The following is an 18,418-nucleotide window of genomic DNA, read 5'->3' as shown; positions in this document are numbered from 1 at the left end:
GCCAGGCGGCTGCCCAAGAAGAGCGCCTGGCTCCGAACTGTAAACTGGTGCCGAGGAACGAAGCCCAACAACATCCATACCTTGAACCGGGGCGTACAGACGTTGCCCCCCGGCGCCACCTATCGCCACCGACATTCTCGAACAGCCGGCTAGATATCGCTCAACAACTGATCGATCACGGCGATAACGGTGGCCACCGTATCTTCGGTGATGCACACCAACAGGTCGCAATAGAAGCTGTGGGTCGCCACCTCGAAGTGGATTTCCAGCACCAGCGCCTGATAGCCACGCAATTCCTCGGCGCCAAGCACTTCCTGCAGCGAACGCCCATGGGACAGCAGTGAGGGCGAACCGTAGTTCACCTTGATTTCGACCTGCTGCGCCAGGCCATTGATGCAGGCGCCGGTGAGGATATTGGTGACGTCCAGCATCAGCTCATCCTGAATGCTGTGTTTTTCCACTCCTTCATAGCCCATCAAGTCGGCTAACTGATCGGCACCGTTCTCGCCAAAGCACACCATCACCTCGCCGCGCAGTCGGCCGAGAAAGGACTGACGGGTAATGATGGCCGGCTGACTGGCGATCATCAGCTGACTCAGCACGCCGGTGTTGGTCACGTCGACGGCATGGATGCGGGGCACTGACAGGGTGACGAAGGTTTCGGTCAAGCGCGCCAGACGGTCGGCGCCCTGGCCCATGGCCACGTTCATCAGTTCCTGCAAGGCATCGCGCTGATCTTCATTGAGGTTGGCCAATTGGCTGCTCATCTAGATCAGCCCTACGTCATGCAGCGCCACCTGCATGGCCTCGGGAGTGATCGGTTTCTTGACGAATGCCGCCGCCCCCAGATCGCGCACGCGTTGCTGGGCTTGCGGCTGGATATCGGCGCTGATGACGATGACTACGGCATTGGCATCCTCGCGCTTGAGTTGCTCCAGGGTACGAAAACCGTCCATCACCGGCATGGTCAGATCGAGAAAAATCACCTCGGCGTGGCCGGCGTGGTAAGCCGCCAAGGCTTCCTCACCGTTAGCGGCCTGGGTCACGACCGCCTGTAATTCCACCGGCAGGGCTTTCATCACCAGTTTTCGGGACATGGCCGAATCATCGACTATCAGTATTTTCAAGCGCGCACTCCTCTGCTTTCTGTGACTCTTATGACTTCACGTACGATGCGTGACAGCCAACAGCATGCAGCCTAGCCGCTGCTCATTTCAACCTTAACCAAGCACCTGCCTCTGAGCATGCCGGGATTGAGGCGCGCCGACTGCGGCGAGCAGGCACAATATATCGCGGCCAGCGGGTTATGCCGGATAGCCGGTAATCGCCCGAATGCGCAGATACAAGGGTTTGAGTTGCTGGTACATGCGCAGATAAACCTCGCGATATAGCTGCTGATAGATACGTTGCGCGGCCGGGTTGGGCTGGAATACCCGACCGACCCGGGTCATGGCCGCGAGGGCGCTGGGGAAATCCGGATGCAGGCCGAGGCCCACCGCACAGTCGATGGCCGCGCCCAGGCCGGAGGTCTCGTAGACATGCGGGCGCTCGGCCGGCAGGCCGAAGATGTCGGCGGTCAACTGCATGGCCGCATCGCTCTGTGAGCCGCCACCGGAAACCCGCAGGCGGGTGATTCTGGTTCCCGAGCGTTTTTCGATCTTCTCCTTGCCTTGGCGCAGGGCGTAGGCCAGGCCTTCGAGAATGGCGCGATAGATATGCGCGCGGGTATGCACATCGCCAAAACCGATAATCGAACCCTTGGCCTCCAGGCCCGGTTCACGGATACCCGGCGACCAGTAGGGTTGCAGCATCAGGCCCATGGAGCCGGCCGGCACGGCGTTGACCAGTTCGTCGAACAATGCCTCGGGTTCGACGCCCAACTCCCTGGCCCGCTGCATCTCGCGCTGACCGAACTCCCGCTTGAACCAGCTGACCATCCAGAAGCCGCGGTAGATCATCACCTCGGTATTGAAGTGCCCGGGGAGCGCCGCCGGGTATGGCGGAATCAACGCGGTGGTTTCCAGGTACTGGTGCCGCGTGGTGTTAATGGTCGCGGTGGTGCCGTAGGACAGGCAGGCGACATGCGGCTCCAGCACACCGGCGCCGAGTACCTCGCAGGCCTTGTCGGCACCGGCGGCGATCAGCGGCAAGCCCTCGGGAATCCCGGTGTGGCGGCTGGCGGCGGCGCTGACAGTGCCGAGCCGTGCGCCTGGCGGGTAGAGTTGCGGCAACTGCTCGCGGCGCACCGGTATGGCCTGCCATTTCCAGTCACGCGGCGCCGCCCACTTTAAGCGCTTGTAATCGAACGGCAGGTAACCGACGCAACTGGCCAGCGAATCGACGAAGCGCCCGCACAGGCGATGCGTGAGAAAGCCGGAAAGCAGCAGGACTTTATCGGTTTGCGCCCAGATCTCCGGCTGGTTCTGCGCGACCCAATTGATCTCGGCCTGAGCACGAAAATGGTCGACCGCCTGTTGCGCGCCGATCAGCTTGAACAGCCAGCCCCAGGGCCCCTTGATCCGCCCCCGCACCTCGGCCTGCCGCTGATCCAGCCAGAGGATCGCCGGGCGCAGCGGCTGGCCCTGCGCATCGACATGGATCAGCGTGCCGCGCTGGGTGGTCAACGCCACGCCCTTGATCAGGCTACGGTCGATATCCACCTGCGCCCACAGCCGCTTGCAGGCCTCGCCCAGGCTGGCCCAGTAATACTCAGGATCCTGCTCGGCCCAGCCGGGTTGAGTGGAGTAGTAGGCTTCGAGTTCCACCTTGCCCTTGCCGACCAGGTTGCCGTGCAGGTCGAACAACAGCGCCCGCACGCTCTGGGTGCCGTTATCGATGGCCAGCAGGTAGCTTTTTTCGCTCAAGGCACAGTCCTTCTTATCATGTGTGCAGTCGCCTGCAAGGCCGGGCTACCGGACACCTGGCAGGCCGTACCAACTGTTTAGGGTGGGTTTCGGCCCACCGAGGCATGCGCCGCCGATCACCCCTACACGCGTTCGCAATTCTGCGGCAGGCTGTAACAGCTGCGCCAGAGCGCCAGATAGTCGCACTGCTCCCGCTCCCAGCGCTCATCGTCCCAACCCAGGCGCGCCTGACACAGCGCACGGATTTTCGGCAGCTCGGCGGCGGCGCCGTTCGCCAGCAGCAGGCCCAGACGGGTGCGGCGCAGCAGCAGATCGTCCAGGTGCAGCACCAACTCCTGCTCGGCCGCCCAGGCCAGTTCAGCCCAGAGCGTGTAAGTGCCGACCGCCTGCTCGGCACCCAGTTGTTCGACCAACGCCAGCAACTGCGGCAACGCCCGGCCATACCGGCCCAGTAGGCGCTTGTGCTGGGCGTGGCTGAGCGGCGCCATAGGTTGGCTGGGCAACGGGACAAAGGTCGCCGCTCCGTGATCCTCCACGCGGCGCCCGAGCATGGGCGCGCAGGCCGCCAGCACTTCCAGGGCGAGCAGGCGAAAGGTGGTCAGCTTGCCGCCGGCCAGGGTCACGCAACCGGGCTCGCACCACAGCGCGTGTTCACGCTTCTCGTCCGAGGGTTTACGTCCGGCGGCGCCGTCGCTGACCACCGGCCGCACCCCGGCCCAGGTCGACAGCACGTCGCTGGCCTTGATCGCGGCAGCGGGAAACTGCTGGGCGCAGGCCAGCAGCAGGTAATCCACCTCCTCGGCGCTGATTCGCGCTTCCCGATCCAGCGGATCCGGGTGATCGAGATCGGTGGTGCCGACCACGGTCGCGCCTTCCCAGGGGAAGACGAACACCGGGCGCCGATCCGCGCCGTGCATGAAGCTGAAGGCATGGGCCACCGGCAGGCGCCAGGCTGGCAGCAGCAAGTGGCTACCACGCAACGGACGGATATGCTCGCTGCCGGTTGCAGCACGCAACCGATCCGTCCAGGCGCCGGTGGCCTGGGCCACGACCCGACTGCGAAAATTGAAACGGCGGCCGCTTTCGCGATCCTCGGCGAGCAAGCCGACCACCCGGCCATTGTCGCGCAACAACTCGATCACCTTGACCCCGTTGAGCGCCTCGCCGCCGTCGCCGCGCGCCTCGCCGAGCACGCGCATGACCAGGCGGGCGTCATCGGTCACCGCATCGAAGAAGCGCGTGCCGCCGAGCAGGCCGTCTTGCTTGAGGCCCGGCGCCAGATAGCGCAGTTCCTGCAACGGGTAGTACAGGTGATTACGTTTGCCCGCCAGGGCGTCGTACAGCGCCAACAGGCCGCCGAACACTCGCGGCCCGGGAAACTGCCCCTGGTAATGCGCCATCATGAAGCTCAGCGAATCGACCAGCCCGGGGGCTTCCTGCAGCAGGCGCTGGCGTTCGCGCACCGAGTCGCGGGTCAGGCCGAACTGGCCTTTGGCGATGTAACGCAGGCCGCCATGCACCATCTTCGACGAGCGGCTGGAGGTGCCCCAGGCGAAGTCGCGCTGCTCCAGCAGCAGGCATGTCCAGCCACGCCGCGCCGCCTCGCGGAGAATCCCGGCGCCGCTGATGCCGCCACCGATGACGATCAGATCCCACTCGCGCGCCGCCAGCTCGGCGAGCGCAGGCTCGCGCCAGGCGGCGTTCCAGGCGGGCATCGTCATTGCTCAAGCAACACGCCGGGAGCCAGGCGCTGCTCCGGGTCGAAATGCGCGGCCAAGGCCTTGAGCGCCGCCATGCCCAGCTCGCCCTTTTCCACCGCGAGGTAGGCCGCGTGATCGCGGCCGACGCCGTGCTGATGGCTAATGGTGCCGCCGTTATCGGCGATGGTTCGGCTGGCGGCGTGCTTGAGCTTCTGCCAGCGCTGCATGGCCTGCTCGTAACTGTTGCCGGGGCGGAACACGTAGGTGGTGTAGATGCTCGATCCCTCGCCATACACGTGGGACAAGTGAGTGAACACATGCACCCGCTCGCCTTCTTCGTTCAAGCCATCGCGCAGGCTGGCTTCAACCTTGTTCAGCAGGCTGTCGACATTGCTCCAGTCGGTGGCGGTTTCCAGGGTGTCCACCGCGTAGCCGGCGCTCCACAGGCCATGGCGCAGGTAGGGGAAACGAAAACGGTTCTCCGCCCACTTCTTGCCCAGCAGGGTGCCGCTGAACACGCCGCCGAAGCCTTTCAGCAGGCGCTTGGCCTGCTTCAGCGAAGCGCCATTCTGCATGCGGCTGCCGGTCACGCCAAAAGTCAGCATGCACTTGCCGTCGCCGGCACCGCGCAGGGCCAGGTATTTCTCCAGCCAGGCGATTTGTTGCGGGTGCCCGGCCAGGGCCAGTTGGGTTGTGGTTTCGATGGCATTGGACAGGCGCAGCATGGACAGCGGCACACGCGCCTGGGCCAGGCTGCGGATACCGGTCAACGCCTGCTGCCAGTTGGGCATGAACACCGCGTAGAAGTGTTCCTGCTCGGCCAGGCGACTGATGCGCACCTTGACCTCGGAGATGATGCCGAAGCGCCCTTCCGAACCCATCAGCAGCTCACGCAGGTCGGGGCCGGCGGCGGAAGCCGGGAAGGTCGGAATTTCCAGGGTGCCGGCAAACGTCTCGACCTTGCCGCCGGCGAACAATTGTTCGATCCGTCCGTAACGCAGCGACTGCTGGCCACTGGAACGACTGGCGACCCAGCCGCCGAGGGTCGACAGCTCCCAGGATTGCGGGAAATGGCCGAGGGTGTAGCCCTGGGCCCGCAACTGGCTTTCCACCTGCGGACCATTGGCGCCGGGACCGAACGTGGCGATCAGGCTGTCGTCGTCGATCTCGATCAACTTGCCCATGCGCTCCAGCGACAGGGTCAGCACCGGCTTGTCACTGACTGGCGGGTTGATATGCCCGGCCACCGAAGTTCCGCCGCCATAAGGAATCACGGTCAGGTCGTGCCGGCTGGCCCAGACCAGCAACTCGCGAATCTGCGCGGCGCTCTCCGGGTAGGCGACGCCATCGGGAAATACGCCGAACTCGCCGGAGCGCATCGCCAGCCAATCCGCCAGACTCTGGCCACGGGCATGGCGCAGGCGATCCTCGGCGCGCAGGCAGACCAGGGGGTGGGCCGGCAAACGTGAAACCGGCACCTTGGCCAGCACCTGCTCCAGGCTGGCATCGGCCAGTGCCTGGCCCGGCCCAACCAATTCGGCAAGAAAGGCCTCGCCATGACTCGGCAATTCCACCACTGTTGCCTCATCGCCCCAGCCGTTCCAACGTCGCATCAGCCTCTCCCCTGGATATTCCGATCACACTCAATGGCTGCCTATACTAGCCGGCCGCTGCCCGACGTCACTGTCGAATCGGGACAGGCGCTATCGCCAATCAAGCCATTGCGAATAAGACCATAATGCAGACTCTCGGCTACACCTCGGTTCCCGTCCTGCTCAAGCACCTGCGCCATGCCGAACAGCTTGGCCTGGATATCGATCGGGCGCTGGCCGCCGCTGGCGTGCAGGCCGACGACCTCGGCGACAACGGCAAGCGCATTCCCGGCGCAGCCCATGAGCGCCTGCTCCAGCACCTGATCGAGGTCTCCGGCGACCCGCTGTTCGGCCTGCATTGCGCCCGTTTCGTGCAACCCGGCTCGTGGAGCGTGCTCGGCTATATCACCATGAACTGCGCCACTCTCGGCGAAGCCATGAGCCGCATCGTGCCCTACGAAAAATTGGTGGGCGATATGGGCGTCAGCCGGATCGAGGCGGCAACCGATCACGTCAAACTGATCTGGAGCTGCCGCCACCAGAGCGCACAGATCCGCCGACACATGGTCGAAGACGTGCTGGCGTCCTGGCTGCTCTACGCACGCTGGATCGCCGACATGCAAGGCTCGCCGCAAGAAGTCTGGTTCGAACACGCCCTGCCCGCGGGCGTGAACCTCGCCGAGTACAGCGCGGTGTTCGGTTGCCCGATCCGTTTCGAGCAACCCTGCAGCGCCCTGATCGTGCCGCTGGACTACCTCGGCCTGGCGCTACGCCAGGCCGACGCCAACCTGCTGCGCACCCTGGAAGAGCATGCCCTGAACCTGATGGCCGGCCTGGACGAGCACGAAGCGCTACCGCTGCGGGTCAAGAACGCCCTGCGCCTGCTGCTCAAGGACGGGCTGCCACGCAAGGAACGGGTGGCGGAGAAATTCAACATGACGCTACGCACCCTGCAGCGTCACCTGCAACAGGCCGACACCAGCTACCAGCAGATCCTCGACCAACTGCGCCAGGAACTGGCCGAGCACTACCTGCTGCGCAGCGACCTGGCGATCCAGGACATCGCCAGCTACCTGGGCTTCACCGAATCGCGCTCCTTCCACCGCAGCTTCAAGGGCTGGACCGGCCAGACGCCGGGACAGTTTCGCGAGAACCAGCGCCAGGCGCAGAACCCGTAGGGGGGGGCTTCAGCCCACCGCTTAGTTCGCCGACACGCCGCGCGCTATCTGCCCAGCGCTACCCGAGAATCTCACTCAGCGGGATAAAGCGCAGACTATCGCCCTCGGCCAGGGTCGTGCCCTCCAGCACCTCGGCCAAGCCCTCGGCCCAGGCGGCGCTGCGCAATACGCCGGAACTCTGGTTGGGATGCAGCACCACGCGACCATTCTGCAGACGCGCACGCAGGTACTCGCGGCGTTTGCCCGGTTTGCTCCAGGTGAAACCGGCGGGCAGCGCAAAGCCCAGCGGCTCGACCCGTTGCACACCCATGCGGCGCAGCAGATAGGGTCGCGCCAGCAGGCCGAACGTCACCAGGGTCGAGCCCGGATTGCCCGGCAGGCCGATCACCGGCACGCCGCGAAACTGCCCGCAGGTCAGCGGCTTGCCCGGTTTGATCGCCAGCTTCCAGAGGGCCAACTGGCCCTCTTCGCGCAGCGCCACGCCGAGAAAGTCCGCCTCGCCCACCGACACCCCACCGGTGGACAGAATCAGATCGACATCGCTCAACGCCGCCAACGCCGCGCGGGTTGACTCCAGGTCATCGGCAAGGATGCCGCCATCCACCACCGCACAGCCGAGGCGCTGCAACCAGGCCATCAGCAGACGGCGATTGCTGTTGTAGATCTGCCCCGCCCCCAGCGGCAAGCCCGGCTCGACCAATTCGTCGCCGGTGGACAGCACCGCCACCCGCAGACGCCGGCGCACACTCAGTTCGACGATCCCCAGCGAGGCCGCCAAGCCCAGTTCGATCGGCCCGAGGCGCGTCCCCGCCGGCAACAGATGCTCACCGAGGCGGGTTTCCTGGCCCTGTGCCCGCACGTTCTGAGCGAGGCGCAATGGCTCGCTAAAACGCACCCGGCCATCCGCCTCGACCACCACGTTTTCCTGCATTTCCACCGTATCGGCCCCGGCCGGCAGCGGCGCGCCGGTGAAGATCCGCGCACAACTGCCGGGCTGCAGCGGCTGCGGCGCGTTGCCGGCCTGGATCCGCTGGCTCACCCGCAGCGGCTCGCCCGTCCAGTCGGCCAGGCACAGGGCGTAACCGTCCATCGCACTATTGGCCCAGGGCGGCAAGTCCAGCCCGGCAATCAGCGGTTCGGCCAGCACCCGGCCGTCGGCGTCGGCCAGCGCTACCCGCTCGTTATCAGCGACCGGCATCGCCTCGGCCAGGGCCAGCAAGCGCTGCAGCGCCGCCTCGACCGGCAGCAGGCCGGGCTGCTCGCCGCCACTCATCCGCGGCTCTCGCAGGCGGCCATCTGTTTCAGGTGGGCGACGAAGTTGCAGGGGCCATGCCGGGCGTCGAGCTGCTCGCCGAGGATGCCATCCCAAGCGGTGCGACAAGCATTGGTCGAACCCGGCAGACAGCACACCAGGGTGCTGTTGGCCATGCCGGCCAGCGCGCGGGACTGAATGGTCGAAGTGCCGATATCGACCGCGGAAATCTGCCGGAACAGCTCGCCGAAGCCGTCCACCTGCTTGTCCAGCAGGCAAGCCACGGCTTCCGGGGTACTGTCACGACCGGTAAAGCCGGTGCCGCCGGTGATCAGCACCACCTGCACGCCGTCGTCGGCAATCCAGGTCGCGACCTGGGCGCGGATCTTGTACAAGTCGTCCTTGAGCAACACTCGCGCCGCCAGGACATGCCCAGCGGCCTGCAGACGGTCGACGAACAACTGACCGGAGGTGTCGGTTTCCTGAGTACGGGTATCGCTGACGGTCAGCACGGCAATATTCAACGGCGCAAATTGCGCCTCGGCCTTGTGGCTCATGGCAGGCTTCCAGTTGTCTGAGGGGAGGCGCAATGTTATATCACAGGCCCACCTTTGGAGGCTCTACCATGCTCGTCCCCCCTGCTCTGCCAAGCTGTTCCGTGCTGTTGTTGTGCGGTGGACGCGGACAACGCATGGGCGGTCGCGACAAGGGCCTGATCGAGTGGCAGGGTCGCCCGCTGGTCGCCTGGCTGCATGACCTGGTACGGCCGCTCAGCGACGACCTGATCATCTCCTGCAACCGCAACAGCGAACGCTACAAGGCCTTTGCTGACCGCCTGATCGCCGACGACGACCAGCACTTCCAGGGCCCGCTGGCCGGTATCCGCGCGGGCCTGCAAGCGGCCCGCCACGACTATCTGCTGGTGCTGCCGTGCGATACGCCCCTGCTCGACCGTGCCTTGCTCGAGGAGTTGCTGGGCCACGCCGGCAACCAACCGGTCTTGGTGCGTCAAGGCGACTTCTGGGAGCCCTTGTTCAGCCTCATCCCGAAATCCCTGGGCAGCTCACTCGAAGACGCCTGGCTGGCCGGCGAACGCAGCCCGCAACGCTGGCTGTGCCGGCATGAACCGATTGCAGTTGTTTGCCCGCCCAACGACCCCCGCCTGGCCAACCTGAACACCCCGCAACTGCTCGCGCAGAACAGCGAATAACTGCCCGCCACTGAACTTGAACACCAATTATTCGTCAGAGGCTGAGTACACAGCCCCTACAAACACAAGGAAACAACTCATGACCCAGCGGTTCCTTCACGCCTTCCTGCTCGCTCTGGGCTTCGCCGCGCTGGCCGGTTGCGCATCGCCATCGGTAATCACCCTGAACGATGGCCGTGAAATCCAGACCATCAACACCCCCGAGTTCGATGATGACTCCGGCTTCTACGAATTCGAGCAACTCGATGGTAACCGCGCCAAGGTCAACAAGGATCAAGTGCGCACCATCCAAGAGTTGTAAGCACAGCCTGCACCCAGGCACCCACGCCCCCTGAGTGCAGGCCAGCGACCGAAAGTGCTGGTAGCGCGCCCACGCCGCTCGAAAAAATAATGCCCTAAGCCCTTGTGCAACAAAACTATTTCAGTACAATTCGGCTTATTCGGAGTGTAGCGCAGCTCGGTAGCGCGTCTCGTTCGGGACGAGAAGGTCGCAGGTTCGAATCCTGTCTCTCCGACCAAATCCCAGTTTCTAGCAGTCTCAAGCTGTCTACGAAACACCCCAAGAAGCCCGCCTAATGCGGGCTTTCTTGTTTCTGCCAGTCGCAGGTTGGCTCAGGTCAGTTCACCCCGCCGTGGTATGCCTATCGTGCAGGCTCGGAGAATTCGAACCAGAGGCATGCAAGGATAGAACGACAGGCCATAACCCCCCGCCCGCTGGCTGAGACAACCCTCTCCGCTCTAGAGCCCGAGCATGACGGCAACAGCGATTATTGAACGACGCTGTTTATGGCGCGCTTGCTGAGCATGCGGATCCGTACCCGCTTAAAAACCAATGCCCCAAGGCCGTCAATTCAGGCCATTGGCCAGCACCCCGCTGCCCACCGACACGGTGTTCTGCGGCAGGCATTGGCGGAACAGGTCGCGCTCGGGCTGATACGCCGAGGTGCGCACATCCATCAAGCCGAGGATCGAGTGGAACAGGTTGTCGTGCGAGTAGGCGACGCCCTGCTGTTTGGCCAGGCAACTGGCTTGAATGCCGGAGCGTTGTTCCAGCCCAGCCGATAGCCACACGATCATCGGCACATGGGTTTGCTCGCTCGGCGCCATGGCGTAAGGCAGGCCGTGCAGGTAGAGGCCATTCTCGCCCAGCGACTCACCGTGATCGGACATATAGAGCATGGCCGTGTCGAAACGCCCGGCATTGCCCTTGAGCAATTCGATGGTTTGCGCCAGCACATGGTCGGTATAGGTCAGCGAGTTGTCATAGGCATTGACGATGCTGTCGGCCGAACACCGGTCGAGCTGGTTGTCTCGGCACACCGGAGTGAATTTCTCGAACGCCGCCGGGTAACGTTTGAAATACGCCGGGCCATGGCTGCCCTTCATGTGCAGCACCACCACGGCGTCGTGATCGAGCTTGTCCAGGTAGCTTTGCAGACCGCTGAGCAACACCTGGTCGTGGCACTCATGGCCCTGGCACAGGCCGGGGATCTGCAGGTGCGACACGTCGTCGGTCGGCACCCGGTCACAGGCGCCCTTGCAGCCGGAGTTGTTGTCACGCCACAACACCGCGACCCCGGCACGCTGCAATACGTCCAGCAGACCCTCGCGGTTTTTGCTCATCGAGTCTTTGTAGTTGGCGTGGCCGACATCGAGGAACATGCAGGGCACCGATACCGCCGTGGCGGTGCCGCAGGAGCGGGCATTGCTGAAGCTGATGACCGCCTGCTTGGCCAGCTCCGGGTTGGTCGGGCGGGGGTAACCGTTGAGCGAGAAGTTCGCTGCCCGCGCGGTTTCCCCGACGACCAGGATCGTCAGCTTGGGCTTGGCGATACCTCCCACCGGCTTGACTTGGTGGGCATCGGCGCCGACCACCTGCAACTTGGCCGGGGTCGCGAACTGGCGCTTGCTATAACCATGCACCGCCGCCGCCACGTTGGACGGAGTCAGCAACAGGCGCAGTTCATGGTGATTGCGCAGCAGCGAGGCGTACGACTGATAGTTGCTCATCGCGATGCCGCCCAGGCAGGCCAGCGCCAGCGCCATGCTCGCCAGCTTGAAGCCCAGCTCACGCGTCCAAGGCCGAGTGATCAGACACACCCGACTGACGACCAGTGCGGGCACCACACCGAGGGCAAACAGCCAGCCGAGCATGCCCCAACTGAACAGATCCAGCGCCTCGGCACTGTCGGTCTGCAGCACGTTGGCCAGCATGTTGTAGTCGATGACGATGCCGTAGCTGCTCATGAAGAAACTCGCCGCCGCCGACACCAGCAGCAACACGCCGAGGCTCGCCTTGGTCAACCGCCCCCAGGCCAGCAGGCTGAGCAACAGGTAAAGCCACAGCCAAACCAGTAGCGGCAAGCTGATCAGGAACAGGCGGTTGTCATTGCTCCAGCCGCCCACGCCTTGCCAGACATCGCGCCAGAAAGGGATGTTCATGGTCAGCAGCAACCACAGGGCAACCGCCATGATCAGGACGTTGCGGCTGATGGCGAACGTCCGCTTGGCGGAGCCTTGGGGGTGTTCGGTTGCCTGAGCTTGTTTTCGCACAACGGCCTCTATGCACAGATCGAGAGAATGCCGTGCAGCCTAAGGAGCGCGATGTGAAAGGCTTGTCGGGGCTATGTGAAGAATTCGTTGAGCGTGTGCAGGGCTGCAGCCCCTGCGCAGAATGCCGCCCTTGGCGAGCCGCCTTGTTTCGAGTGCAATACGGGCGGAGCGGCCAGCGATTCAAGCTGCAAGCCGCTCAACCCTGATCACGGCGTCAGGCCGAGGCAGGCGTGGCAATAGCTTTTTGAGTCTGGGCTGGCCTGCACATGGCGGCTACCACCAGCACCGGCAGAACCACGGCGAGAATCACCGAGGAGCCGACGGTGCCGAACTCCACACCGTCCTTGTCATAGGTATTGGCGAAAAAGTCGCCATCAACGCTTACGCCATTAGCTCGAGCGAATCAGGTGGTCGAAGGCGCTCAGTGAAGCCTTGGTGCCCTCGCCCACGGCAATGACGATCTGCTTGTACGGCACCGTGGTCACATCGCCGGCGGCGAAGATCCCCGGCACCGAGGTTTCGCCGCGCGAGTCGACGATGATCTCGCCACGCGGGGACAGCTCGATGGCGCCCTTGAGCCAGTCGCTGTTGGGCAGCAAACCAATCTGCACGAAGATGCCTTCCAGCTCGATAGTGCGCAGCTGGTCACTGTTGCGATCCTGGTAGACCAGGCCACTGACCTTCTGCCCATCACCTTGCACCTCGGTGGTCAGGGCGTTCTTGATGACGCTGACGTTGGCCAGGCTGTTGAGCTTGTTCTGCAACACCGCATCGGCGCGCAACTGGCTGTCGAACTCGATCAGGGTGACGTGCGCGACGATACCCGCCAGGTCGATGGCCGCCTCGACACCGGAGTTGCCGCCGCCTATCACCGCCACTTGCTTACCCTTGAACAGCGGGCCGTCGCAGTGCGGGCAGTAGGCCACGCCGCGACCGCGGTACTGCTGCTCGCCGGGTACGTTCATCTCGCGCCAGCGGGCGCCGGTGGCAAGGATCAGGGTCTTGGCCTTGAGGCTGGCGCCGCTGGCGAACTTCACTTCATGCAGGCCGCCGGCGCTGCTCGCAGGAATCAGCGCACTGGCACGCTGCAGATTGATGATGTCGACATCGTACTGCTTGACGTGCTCTTCCAGGGCACGCGCCAGTTTCGGCCCTTCGGTTTCCTGCACCGAGATGAAGTTCTCGATGGCCATGGTGTCCAGCACCTGGCCGCCGAAACGCTCGGCGGCGACGCCCGTGCGAACCCCCTTGCGTGCGGCATAGATAGCCGCCGCCGCACCGGCAGGGCCACCGCCCACGATCAAGACCTCGAAGGCGTGCTTGGCGTTGAGCTTTTCGGCGTCGCGAGCACTGGCGCCCGTATCGATTCTGGCGAGAATCTGCTCGACATCCATACGGCCCTGGGCAAACAACTCGCCATTCAGGTAGATGCTCGGCACCGACATGACCTGGCGCTGCTCGACTTCATCCTGAAACAGCGCGCCGTCGATGGCGACGTGACGGATATTCGGGTTGAGCACGGCCATCAGGTTCAGTGCCTGAACCACATCCGGGCAGTTCTGGCAGGACAGCGAGAAGTAGGTTTCGAAGTGGAATTGGCCTTCGATGCCTTTGACCTGCTCGATGACGTCTGCCGCCAGCCTGGACGGGTGACCGCCGACCTGCAGTAGCGCCAGCACCAGGGAGGTGAACTCGTGCCCCACAGGGAGGCCGGCGAATCGCAGGCCGATATCCGCGCCTGGGCGATTCAGCGAGAACGACGGTTTGCGGTTGTCGCGGCCATCTTCACGCAGGGTAATTTTGTCGGTCAGGCTGACGATGTCGTGCAGCAGACCGCTCAGTTCGCGGGACTTGTCGCTGTCATCGAGGGACGCAACGATCTCGAACGGCTGGGCAACCTTCTCGAGGTAGGCCTGCAACTGGGCTTTAAGTGTGGCGTCCAACATGATTCAGGCATCCCTTTCAACGAATTAACGAATTTCAGACACAAAAACGCCCAGGCGGATCGCGCCCGGGCGTCGGCCACCAAAGGGGCCGAACTACAGCCCGCAAGTGCGTGAGGCAGTAAGACTTAAATCTTCCCGACCAGATCCAGCGAAGGCGCCAGAGTGGCTTCGCCTTCTTTCCACTTGGCCGGGCAGACTTCGCCTGGGTGGGTGGCAACGTATTGGGCCGCCTTGACCTTGCGCAGCAACTCTTGAGCATCACGGCCGATGCCGCCAGCGTTGATTTCGACGATCTGGATCTTGCCTTGCGGGTCGATGACGAAGGTGCCGCGATCAGCCAGACCCGCTTCTTCGATCATCACGCCGAAGTTGCGGGTGATGCTGCCGGTGGGGTCGCCGACCAGCGGGTACTGGATCTTGCCGATGGTGTCGGAGGTGTCGTGCCAGGCTTTGTGGGTGAAGTGGGTGTCGGTGGACACGCCGTAGATCTCCACGTTGAGCTTCTGGAACTCGGCATAGTTGTCAGCCAGGTCGCCCAGCTCGGTCGGGCAAACGAAGGTAAAGTCGGCCGGGTAGAAAAACACCACCGACCACTTGCCTTGCAGATCGGCTTCGCTGACATCGACGAACTGGCCCTGATGGTAGGCAGTGGCTTTGAACGGCTTAACTTCACTGTTGATGTAGGACATGTAGAACTCCTTGGGAGGGGAATAACTTGACCCGAGGAATACTAGCGATCGCCACTCGAAGAATCTTATTGATTGAAGCCATCGGACTGATTGAATCCGTCAATCGACAAACCAATAAGAACTTAAAAAACAAATAGTTAGCAAAGCCATGGAGCCACGCACGGACACCGCTGCAGGCACCAACTCGCTGTGGCTCCGGCATAAAACAGCGGACTCAAGCGAGGCTTGGATCGATCACCAACACCAGCTTGCCGTTGACCCGATTGCTCGCCAGTGCGGCAAAGGCCGCTTGCGCGTCGCCGATCGGGAAACTGCGCTGCAGTTGCGGCCTCAGCCGGCCCTCGGCAAACAGCGGCCACACCTGCTGCTGCAGATCGCGCAGCAGGTCGGCCTTGAACTGATCGTCGCGGCTGCGCAGGGTCGAACCGATCAATTGCAGGCGCTTGCCGAGCAACAACGCCAGATCCAGCTCGGCCTTGCGCCCGCCCATCAGGCCGATATTCACCCAGCGACCATCGAGCGCCAGCAACTCCTGGTTGAGCGCGGCGTAGTTGCCGCCGACCGGATCGAGGATCACGTCGAAGGGAGCAAAATCGCGCAAGGCCTGCAGGTTGTCGGCGTCGCGCAGCACGCCAGCCTGGGCACCCAAGGCCTCGCAATAGGCCAGGCGTTCGACCGAGCCGACGCTGACCCAGCACGGATTGCCAAATGCCTTGCACAACTGGATCGCCGCCGAGCCCACGCCACTGGCCCCCGCATGCAGCAGAACCTTTTCCCCAGGCTTCAGGCCGGCCAGTTGGAACAGGTTGAGCCAGGCTGTGGCATACACCTCAGGCAAAGCAGCCGCTTCATGCAGCGATACGCCTTGCGGCACCGTTAAGGCATGCCGCGCATCGACCACCACCTCCTCGGCCATGCCGCCGCCGGCCAGCAACGCGCAAACCCGATCGCCCACCTGCCAGTCACTGCCCGCCCCGACCGCGCTGATCACCCCGGCGCACTCCAGACCCAGGATAGCGCTGGCCCCCGGTGGCGGCGGATACAGACCGGCGCACTGCAGCAGGTCGGCCCGGTTCAACCCGGCGGCCGCTACGCGGATACGGATTTGCCCTACATCACAGACCGGGGTGGGCTGCTGCGCCCATTCCACGCGCCCTTCAACGCCTTGCAATGCCTTCACGCTGCCTCCATAGTGCATTTGAACCGGGCTCGACGTTTCAACGTCGGGCTTTTGCATTGCGCCGATGGAACCTGGCGCCCTGAAAGATGGCCTAATATGCGTTATCAAATGTCCCTACGTCGAGTCAGCATGAAGCGATCACTGCTTAGCACCCTCCTCGCCCTTAGCCTCGGTTTAAGTGCTTTGCCGCTGTCTGCGAAAACCAGCAGTGCCGACCCGTGGGAATACTTGCAACCGAATCGCGAGCAGGTCATCGCCAGCCTCAATGTCGTAGAGCTGCTCAATCGGCACCACTACAACAAGCCGCCGCTCAACGATGAGCGTTCGGCGAAGATCTATCAGGGCTACCTGAAGATGCTCGATCCTTCGCGCAGTTACTTCACCGCCGGTGACATTGCCGAATTCGACCGCTGGCGCAACCGCTTCGACGACCTGCTGAAAAGCGGCAATCTGGAGCCGGGCTTTCTTATCTACAAGCGTTATCTGGAGCGCCTGCAAAGCCGCTTGCAGCTTGCCCTGCAGATACTCGAACAGGGCGTCAACAAGATTGACTTCAGCATCGATGAGAGCCTGCTGATCGACCGCGAAAAGGCCCCCTGGGCCAAGGATCTAACCGAGCTGGACGAGTTATGGCGCAAACGCGTTAAAGACGAAGTGCTGCGCCTGAAAATCGCCGGCAAAGAACCCAAGGCAATTCAAGAGTTGCTGATCAAGCGCTACAAGAGTCAACAGACGCGCCTGCGGCAGACGCGCGGCGAGGACATCTTCCAGACCTACATCAACGCCTTCGCCATGTCCTACGACCCGCACACCACCTACCTCTCCCCGGACAACGCGGAGAACTTCGACATCAATATGAGCCTGTCGCTGGAAGGCATTGGCGCGGTACTGCAAAGCGACAACGAACACGTCAAAGTCGTGCGCCTGGTGCCCGCAGGCCCGGCCGACAAGAGCAAGCAGATTGCACCGGCGGACAAGATCATCGGCGTTGCCCAGGGCCGCGACGAAATGGTCGACGTGATCGGCTGGCGGCTGGACGAAGTGGTCAAGCTGATCCGCGGCCCGAAAGGTTCGCTGGTACGCCTGGAAGTCATTCCGGCGAGCAACGCACCGAATGACGACACCAGCAAAGTGGTCAACATCACCCGCGAAGCAGTCAAGCTGGAAGAGCAAGCCGCGAAGAAATCCGTGCTGCAACTGAACCACGAAGGGCGCGACTACAAACTGGGCATCATCGAAATCCCCGCGTTTTATCTGGATTTCAAGGCCTTTCGCGCCGGAGATCCGAATTACACAAGCACCACCCGCGACGTCAAACGCCTGATCGCCGAACTGGAACAGGAGAAGGTCGACGGCGTGGTCATCGACCTGCGTAACAATGGCGGCGGCTCACTGCAGGAAGCGACCGAACTGACCGGGCTGTTTATCGACCAAGGGCCAACCGTACTGGTGCGTAACAGCGACGGCCGGGTCGATGTGCTGGCCGATGAAAATACCGGCATTTACTACAAAGGCCCTCTGGCCGTATTGGTCAATCGCCTGTCCGCCTCGGCTTCGGAGATTTTCGCCGGCGCCATGCAGGACTATCACCGCGCGCTGATCCTCGGTGGCCAGACCTTCGGCAAAGGCACGGTACAGACCATTCAACCGCTCAATCACGGCGAACTTAAGCTGACCCTGGCCAAGTTCTACCGCGTTTCCGGACAAAGCACCCAGCACCAGGGGGTGATCCCGGACATCCAGTACCCCGATGTGATGGACACCAAGGAGATCGGCGAAAGCGCCCTGCCCGAGGCTTTGCCGTGGGACAGCATCAAAGCTGCAATCGCCCCCGAACAGGATCCGATCAAGCCACTCCTGGAAGAGCTACAGTCTCGCTACGATAGCCGCACAGCGAAGAATGCGGACTTCACCTTTACCCGCGACCGCCTGGCGCTGGCGCAAAAGCTCATGGATGAAACCAGCGTCAGCCTCAACGAAGGCAAACGCCGCGCACAACAAACCGATATAGAAGCGCAGCAATTGGTGATCGAAAACAACCGCCGTCAAGCCAAGGGCGAAGCCCTGCTCAACGAGTTGAAGAAAGAGGATGAAGACGCCGCTGCGGTCGAACCTGAAAAAACCAAACCGGAAGATGACGCCTTCCTCGCCGAAAGCGGGCATGTCCTGCTCGACTTCCTGGGCTTGAGTTCGAGGGTGGCCAAACAGTAAGCGAACAGTAAGCGTTAGCCGCTCACGGCTGTCATCAAAGAGT

Annotated in this window: 15 protein-coding genes and 1 tRNA gene; 5 read left to right on the top strand and 11 right to left on the bottom strand. The window is 63.1% G+C overall.

Annotated elements, in window-relative coordinates:
* Nucleotides 1-149: 149 nt before the first annotated feature.
* From P8H27_RS02685 to P8H27_RS02665, 5 genes are all read right to left on the bottom strand, one after another.
* The gene (locus P8H27_RS02685) at nucleotides 150-767 is read right to left on the bottom strand and encodes a hypothetical protein (RefSeq protein WP_289635072.1); all 618 of its coding nucleotides are present in this window, start codon (nucleotides 765-767) and stop codon (nucleotides 150-152) included.
* A complete protein-coding gene (locus tag P8H27_RS02680) occupies nucleotides 768-1,127 on the bottom strand; it encodes a response regulator (RefSeq protein ID WP_289635071.1) in 360 nt (119 codons plus the stop codon).
* 177 nt (nucleotides 1,128-1,304) lie between these two features.
* Nucleotides 1,305-2,864 carry an FGGY-family carbohydrate kinase gene (locus P8H27_RS02675; protein WP_289635070.1) on the bottom strand — a complete coding sequence of 520 codons (1,560 nt, stop codon included), beginning with the start codon at nucleotides 2,862-2,864 and terminating at the stop codon, nucleotides 1,305-1,307.
* A gap of 122 nt (nucleotides 2,865-2,986) precedes the next feature.
* Entirely contained in the window at nucleotides 2,987-4,579 is a 1,593-nt protein-coding gene (locus tag P8H27_RS02670) for a glycerol-3-phosphate dehydrogenase/oxidase (RefSeq protein ID WP_289635069.1), read from the bottom strand.
* A gap of 2 nt (nucleotides 4,580-4,581) precedes the next feature.
* Nucleotides 4,582-6,177 carry an FAD-binding oxidoreductase gene (locus P8H27_RS02665; RefSeq protein ID WP_289635068.1) on the bottom strand — a complete coding sequence of 532 codons (1,596 nt, stop codon included), beginning with the start codon at nucleotides 6,175-6,177 and terminating at the stop codon, nucleotides 4,582-4,584.
* Nucleotides 6,178-6,302: 125 nt separating this feature from the next.
* On the opposite strand from P8H27_RS02665, the gene P8H27_RS02660 reads away from it, so the two are divergent.
* Complete coding sequence (locus P8H27_RS02660) at nucleotides 6,303-7,334, top strand: AraC family transcriptional regulator (RefSeq protein ID WP_289635067.1); 1,032 nt, start codon at nucleotides 6,303-6,305, stop codon at nucleotides 7,332-7,334.
* A gap of 58 nt (nucleotides 7,335-7,392) precedes the next feature.
* Here the strand turns inward: P8H27_RS02660 and glp are convergent, their stop codons facing one another.
* Together glp and moaB are read right to left on the bottom strand one after the other, a co-directional pair.
* Nucleotides 7,393-8,607, bottom strand: coding sequence for a gephyrin-like molybdotransferase Glp (gene glp, locus P8H27_RS02655; protein WP_289635066.1), 1,215 nt, complete (start codon nucleotides 8,605-8,607; stop codon nucleotides 7,393-7,395).
* The gene (moaB, locus tag P8H27_RS02650) at nucleotides 8,604-9,143 is read right to left on the bottom strand and encodes a molybdenum cofactor biosynthesis protein B (protein ID WP_289635065.1); all 540 of its coding nucleotides are present in this window, start codon (nucleotides 9,141-9,143) and stop codon (nucleotides 8,604-8,606) included. The genes glp and moaB overlap by 4 nt, the downstream gene beginning before the upstream one ends.
* A gap of 68 nt (nucleotides 9,144-9,211) precedes the next feature.
* On the opposite strand from moaB, the gene mobA reads away from it, so the two are divergent.
* From mobA to P8H27_RS02635, 3 genes are all read left to right on the top strand, one after another.
* Nucleotides 9,212-9,796, top strand: coding sequence for a molybdenum cofactor guanylyltransferase MobA (gene mobA, locus P8H27_RS02645; RefSeq protein WP_289635064.1), 585 nt, complete (start codon nucleotides 9,212-9,214; stop codon nucleotides 9,794-9,796).
* Nucleotides 9,797-9,875: 79 nt separating this feature from the next.
* Entirely contained in the window at nucleotides 9,876-10,097 is a 222-nt protein-coding gene (locus tag P8H27_RS02640; protein ID WP_289635063.1) for a YgdI/YgdR family lipoprotein, read from the top strand.
* Between the two features lie 140 nt (nucleotides 10,098-10,237).
* Nucleotides 10,238-10,314 (top strand) — tRNA-Pro (locus tag P8H27_RS02635).
* Between the two features lie 328 nt (nucleotides 10,315-10,642).
* On the opposite strand, the gene P8H27_RS02630 is transcribed toward P8H27_RS02635, so the two are convergent.
* The 4 genes from P8H27_RS02630 to P8H27_RS02615 all read right to left on the bottom strand — a co-directional run bounded on the left by P8H27_RS02630 (nucleotide 10,643) and on the right by P8H27_RS02615 (nucleotide 16,164).
* Nucleotides 10,643-12,349: a phosphoethanolamine transferase gene (locus P8H27_RS02630; RefSeq protein WP_289635062.1), complete on the bottom strand. Its 1,707-nt coding sequence runs from the start codon at nucleotides 12,347-12,349 to the stop codon at nucleotides 10,643-10,645.
* Between the two features lie 389 nt (nucleotides 12,350-12,738).
* Complete coding sequence (gene ahpF, locus P8H27_RS02625) at nucleotides 12,739-14,295, bottom strand: alkyl hydroperoxide reductase subunit F (protein ID WP_289635061.1); 1,557 nt, start codon at nucleotides 14,293-14,295, stop codon at nucleotides 12,739-12,741.
* A 125-nt stretch (nucleotides 14,296-14,420) separates the two neighbouring features.
* A complete protein-coding gene (gene ahpC, locus P8H27_RS02620; RefSeq protein WP_289635060.1) occupies nucleotides 14,421-14,984 on the bottom strand; it encodes an alkyl hydroperoxide reductase subunit C in 564 nt (187 codons plus the stop codon).
* A gap of 214 nt (nucleotides 14,985-15,198) precedes the next feature.
* Nucleotides 15,199-16,164, bottom strand: coding sequence for an NAD(P)H-quinone oxidoreductase (locus tag P8H27_RS02615; protein ID WP_289635058.1), 966 nt, complete (start codon nucleotides 16,162-16,164; stop codon nucleotides 15,199-15,201).
* A gap of 129 nt (nucleotides 16,165-16,293) precedes the next feature.
* On the opposite strand from P8H27_RS02615, the gene P8H27_RS02610 reads away from it, so the two are divergent.
* Complete coding sequence (locus tag P8H27_RS02610) at nucleotides 16,294-18,375, top strand: carboxy terminal-processing peptidase (RefSeq protein WP_289635056.1); 2,082 nt, start codon at nucleotides 16,294-16,296, stop codon at nucleotides 18,373-18,375.
* Nucleotides 18,376-18,418 lie beyond the last annotated feature (43 nt).

Origin of the sequence: Pseudomonas sp. sp1636 (assembly GCF_030376615.1) — a bacterium.
Lineage (GTDB): Bacteria > Pseudomonadota > Gammaproteobacteria > Pseudomonadales > Pseudomonadaceae > Aquipseudomonas.
This window is presented reverse-complemented; position numbering and strand designations above follow the sequence as displayed.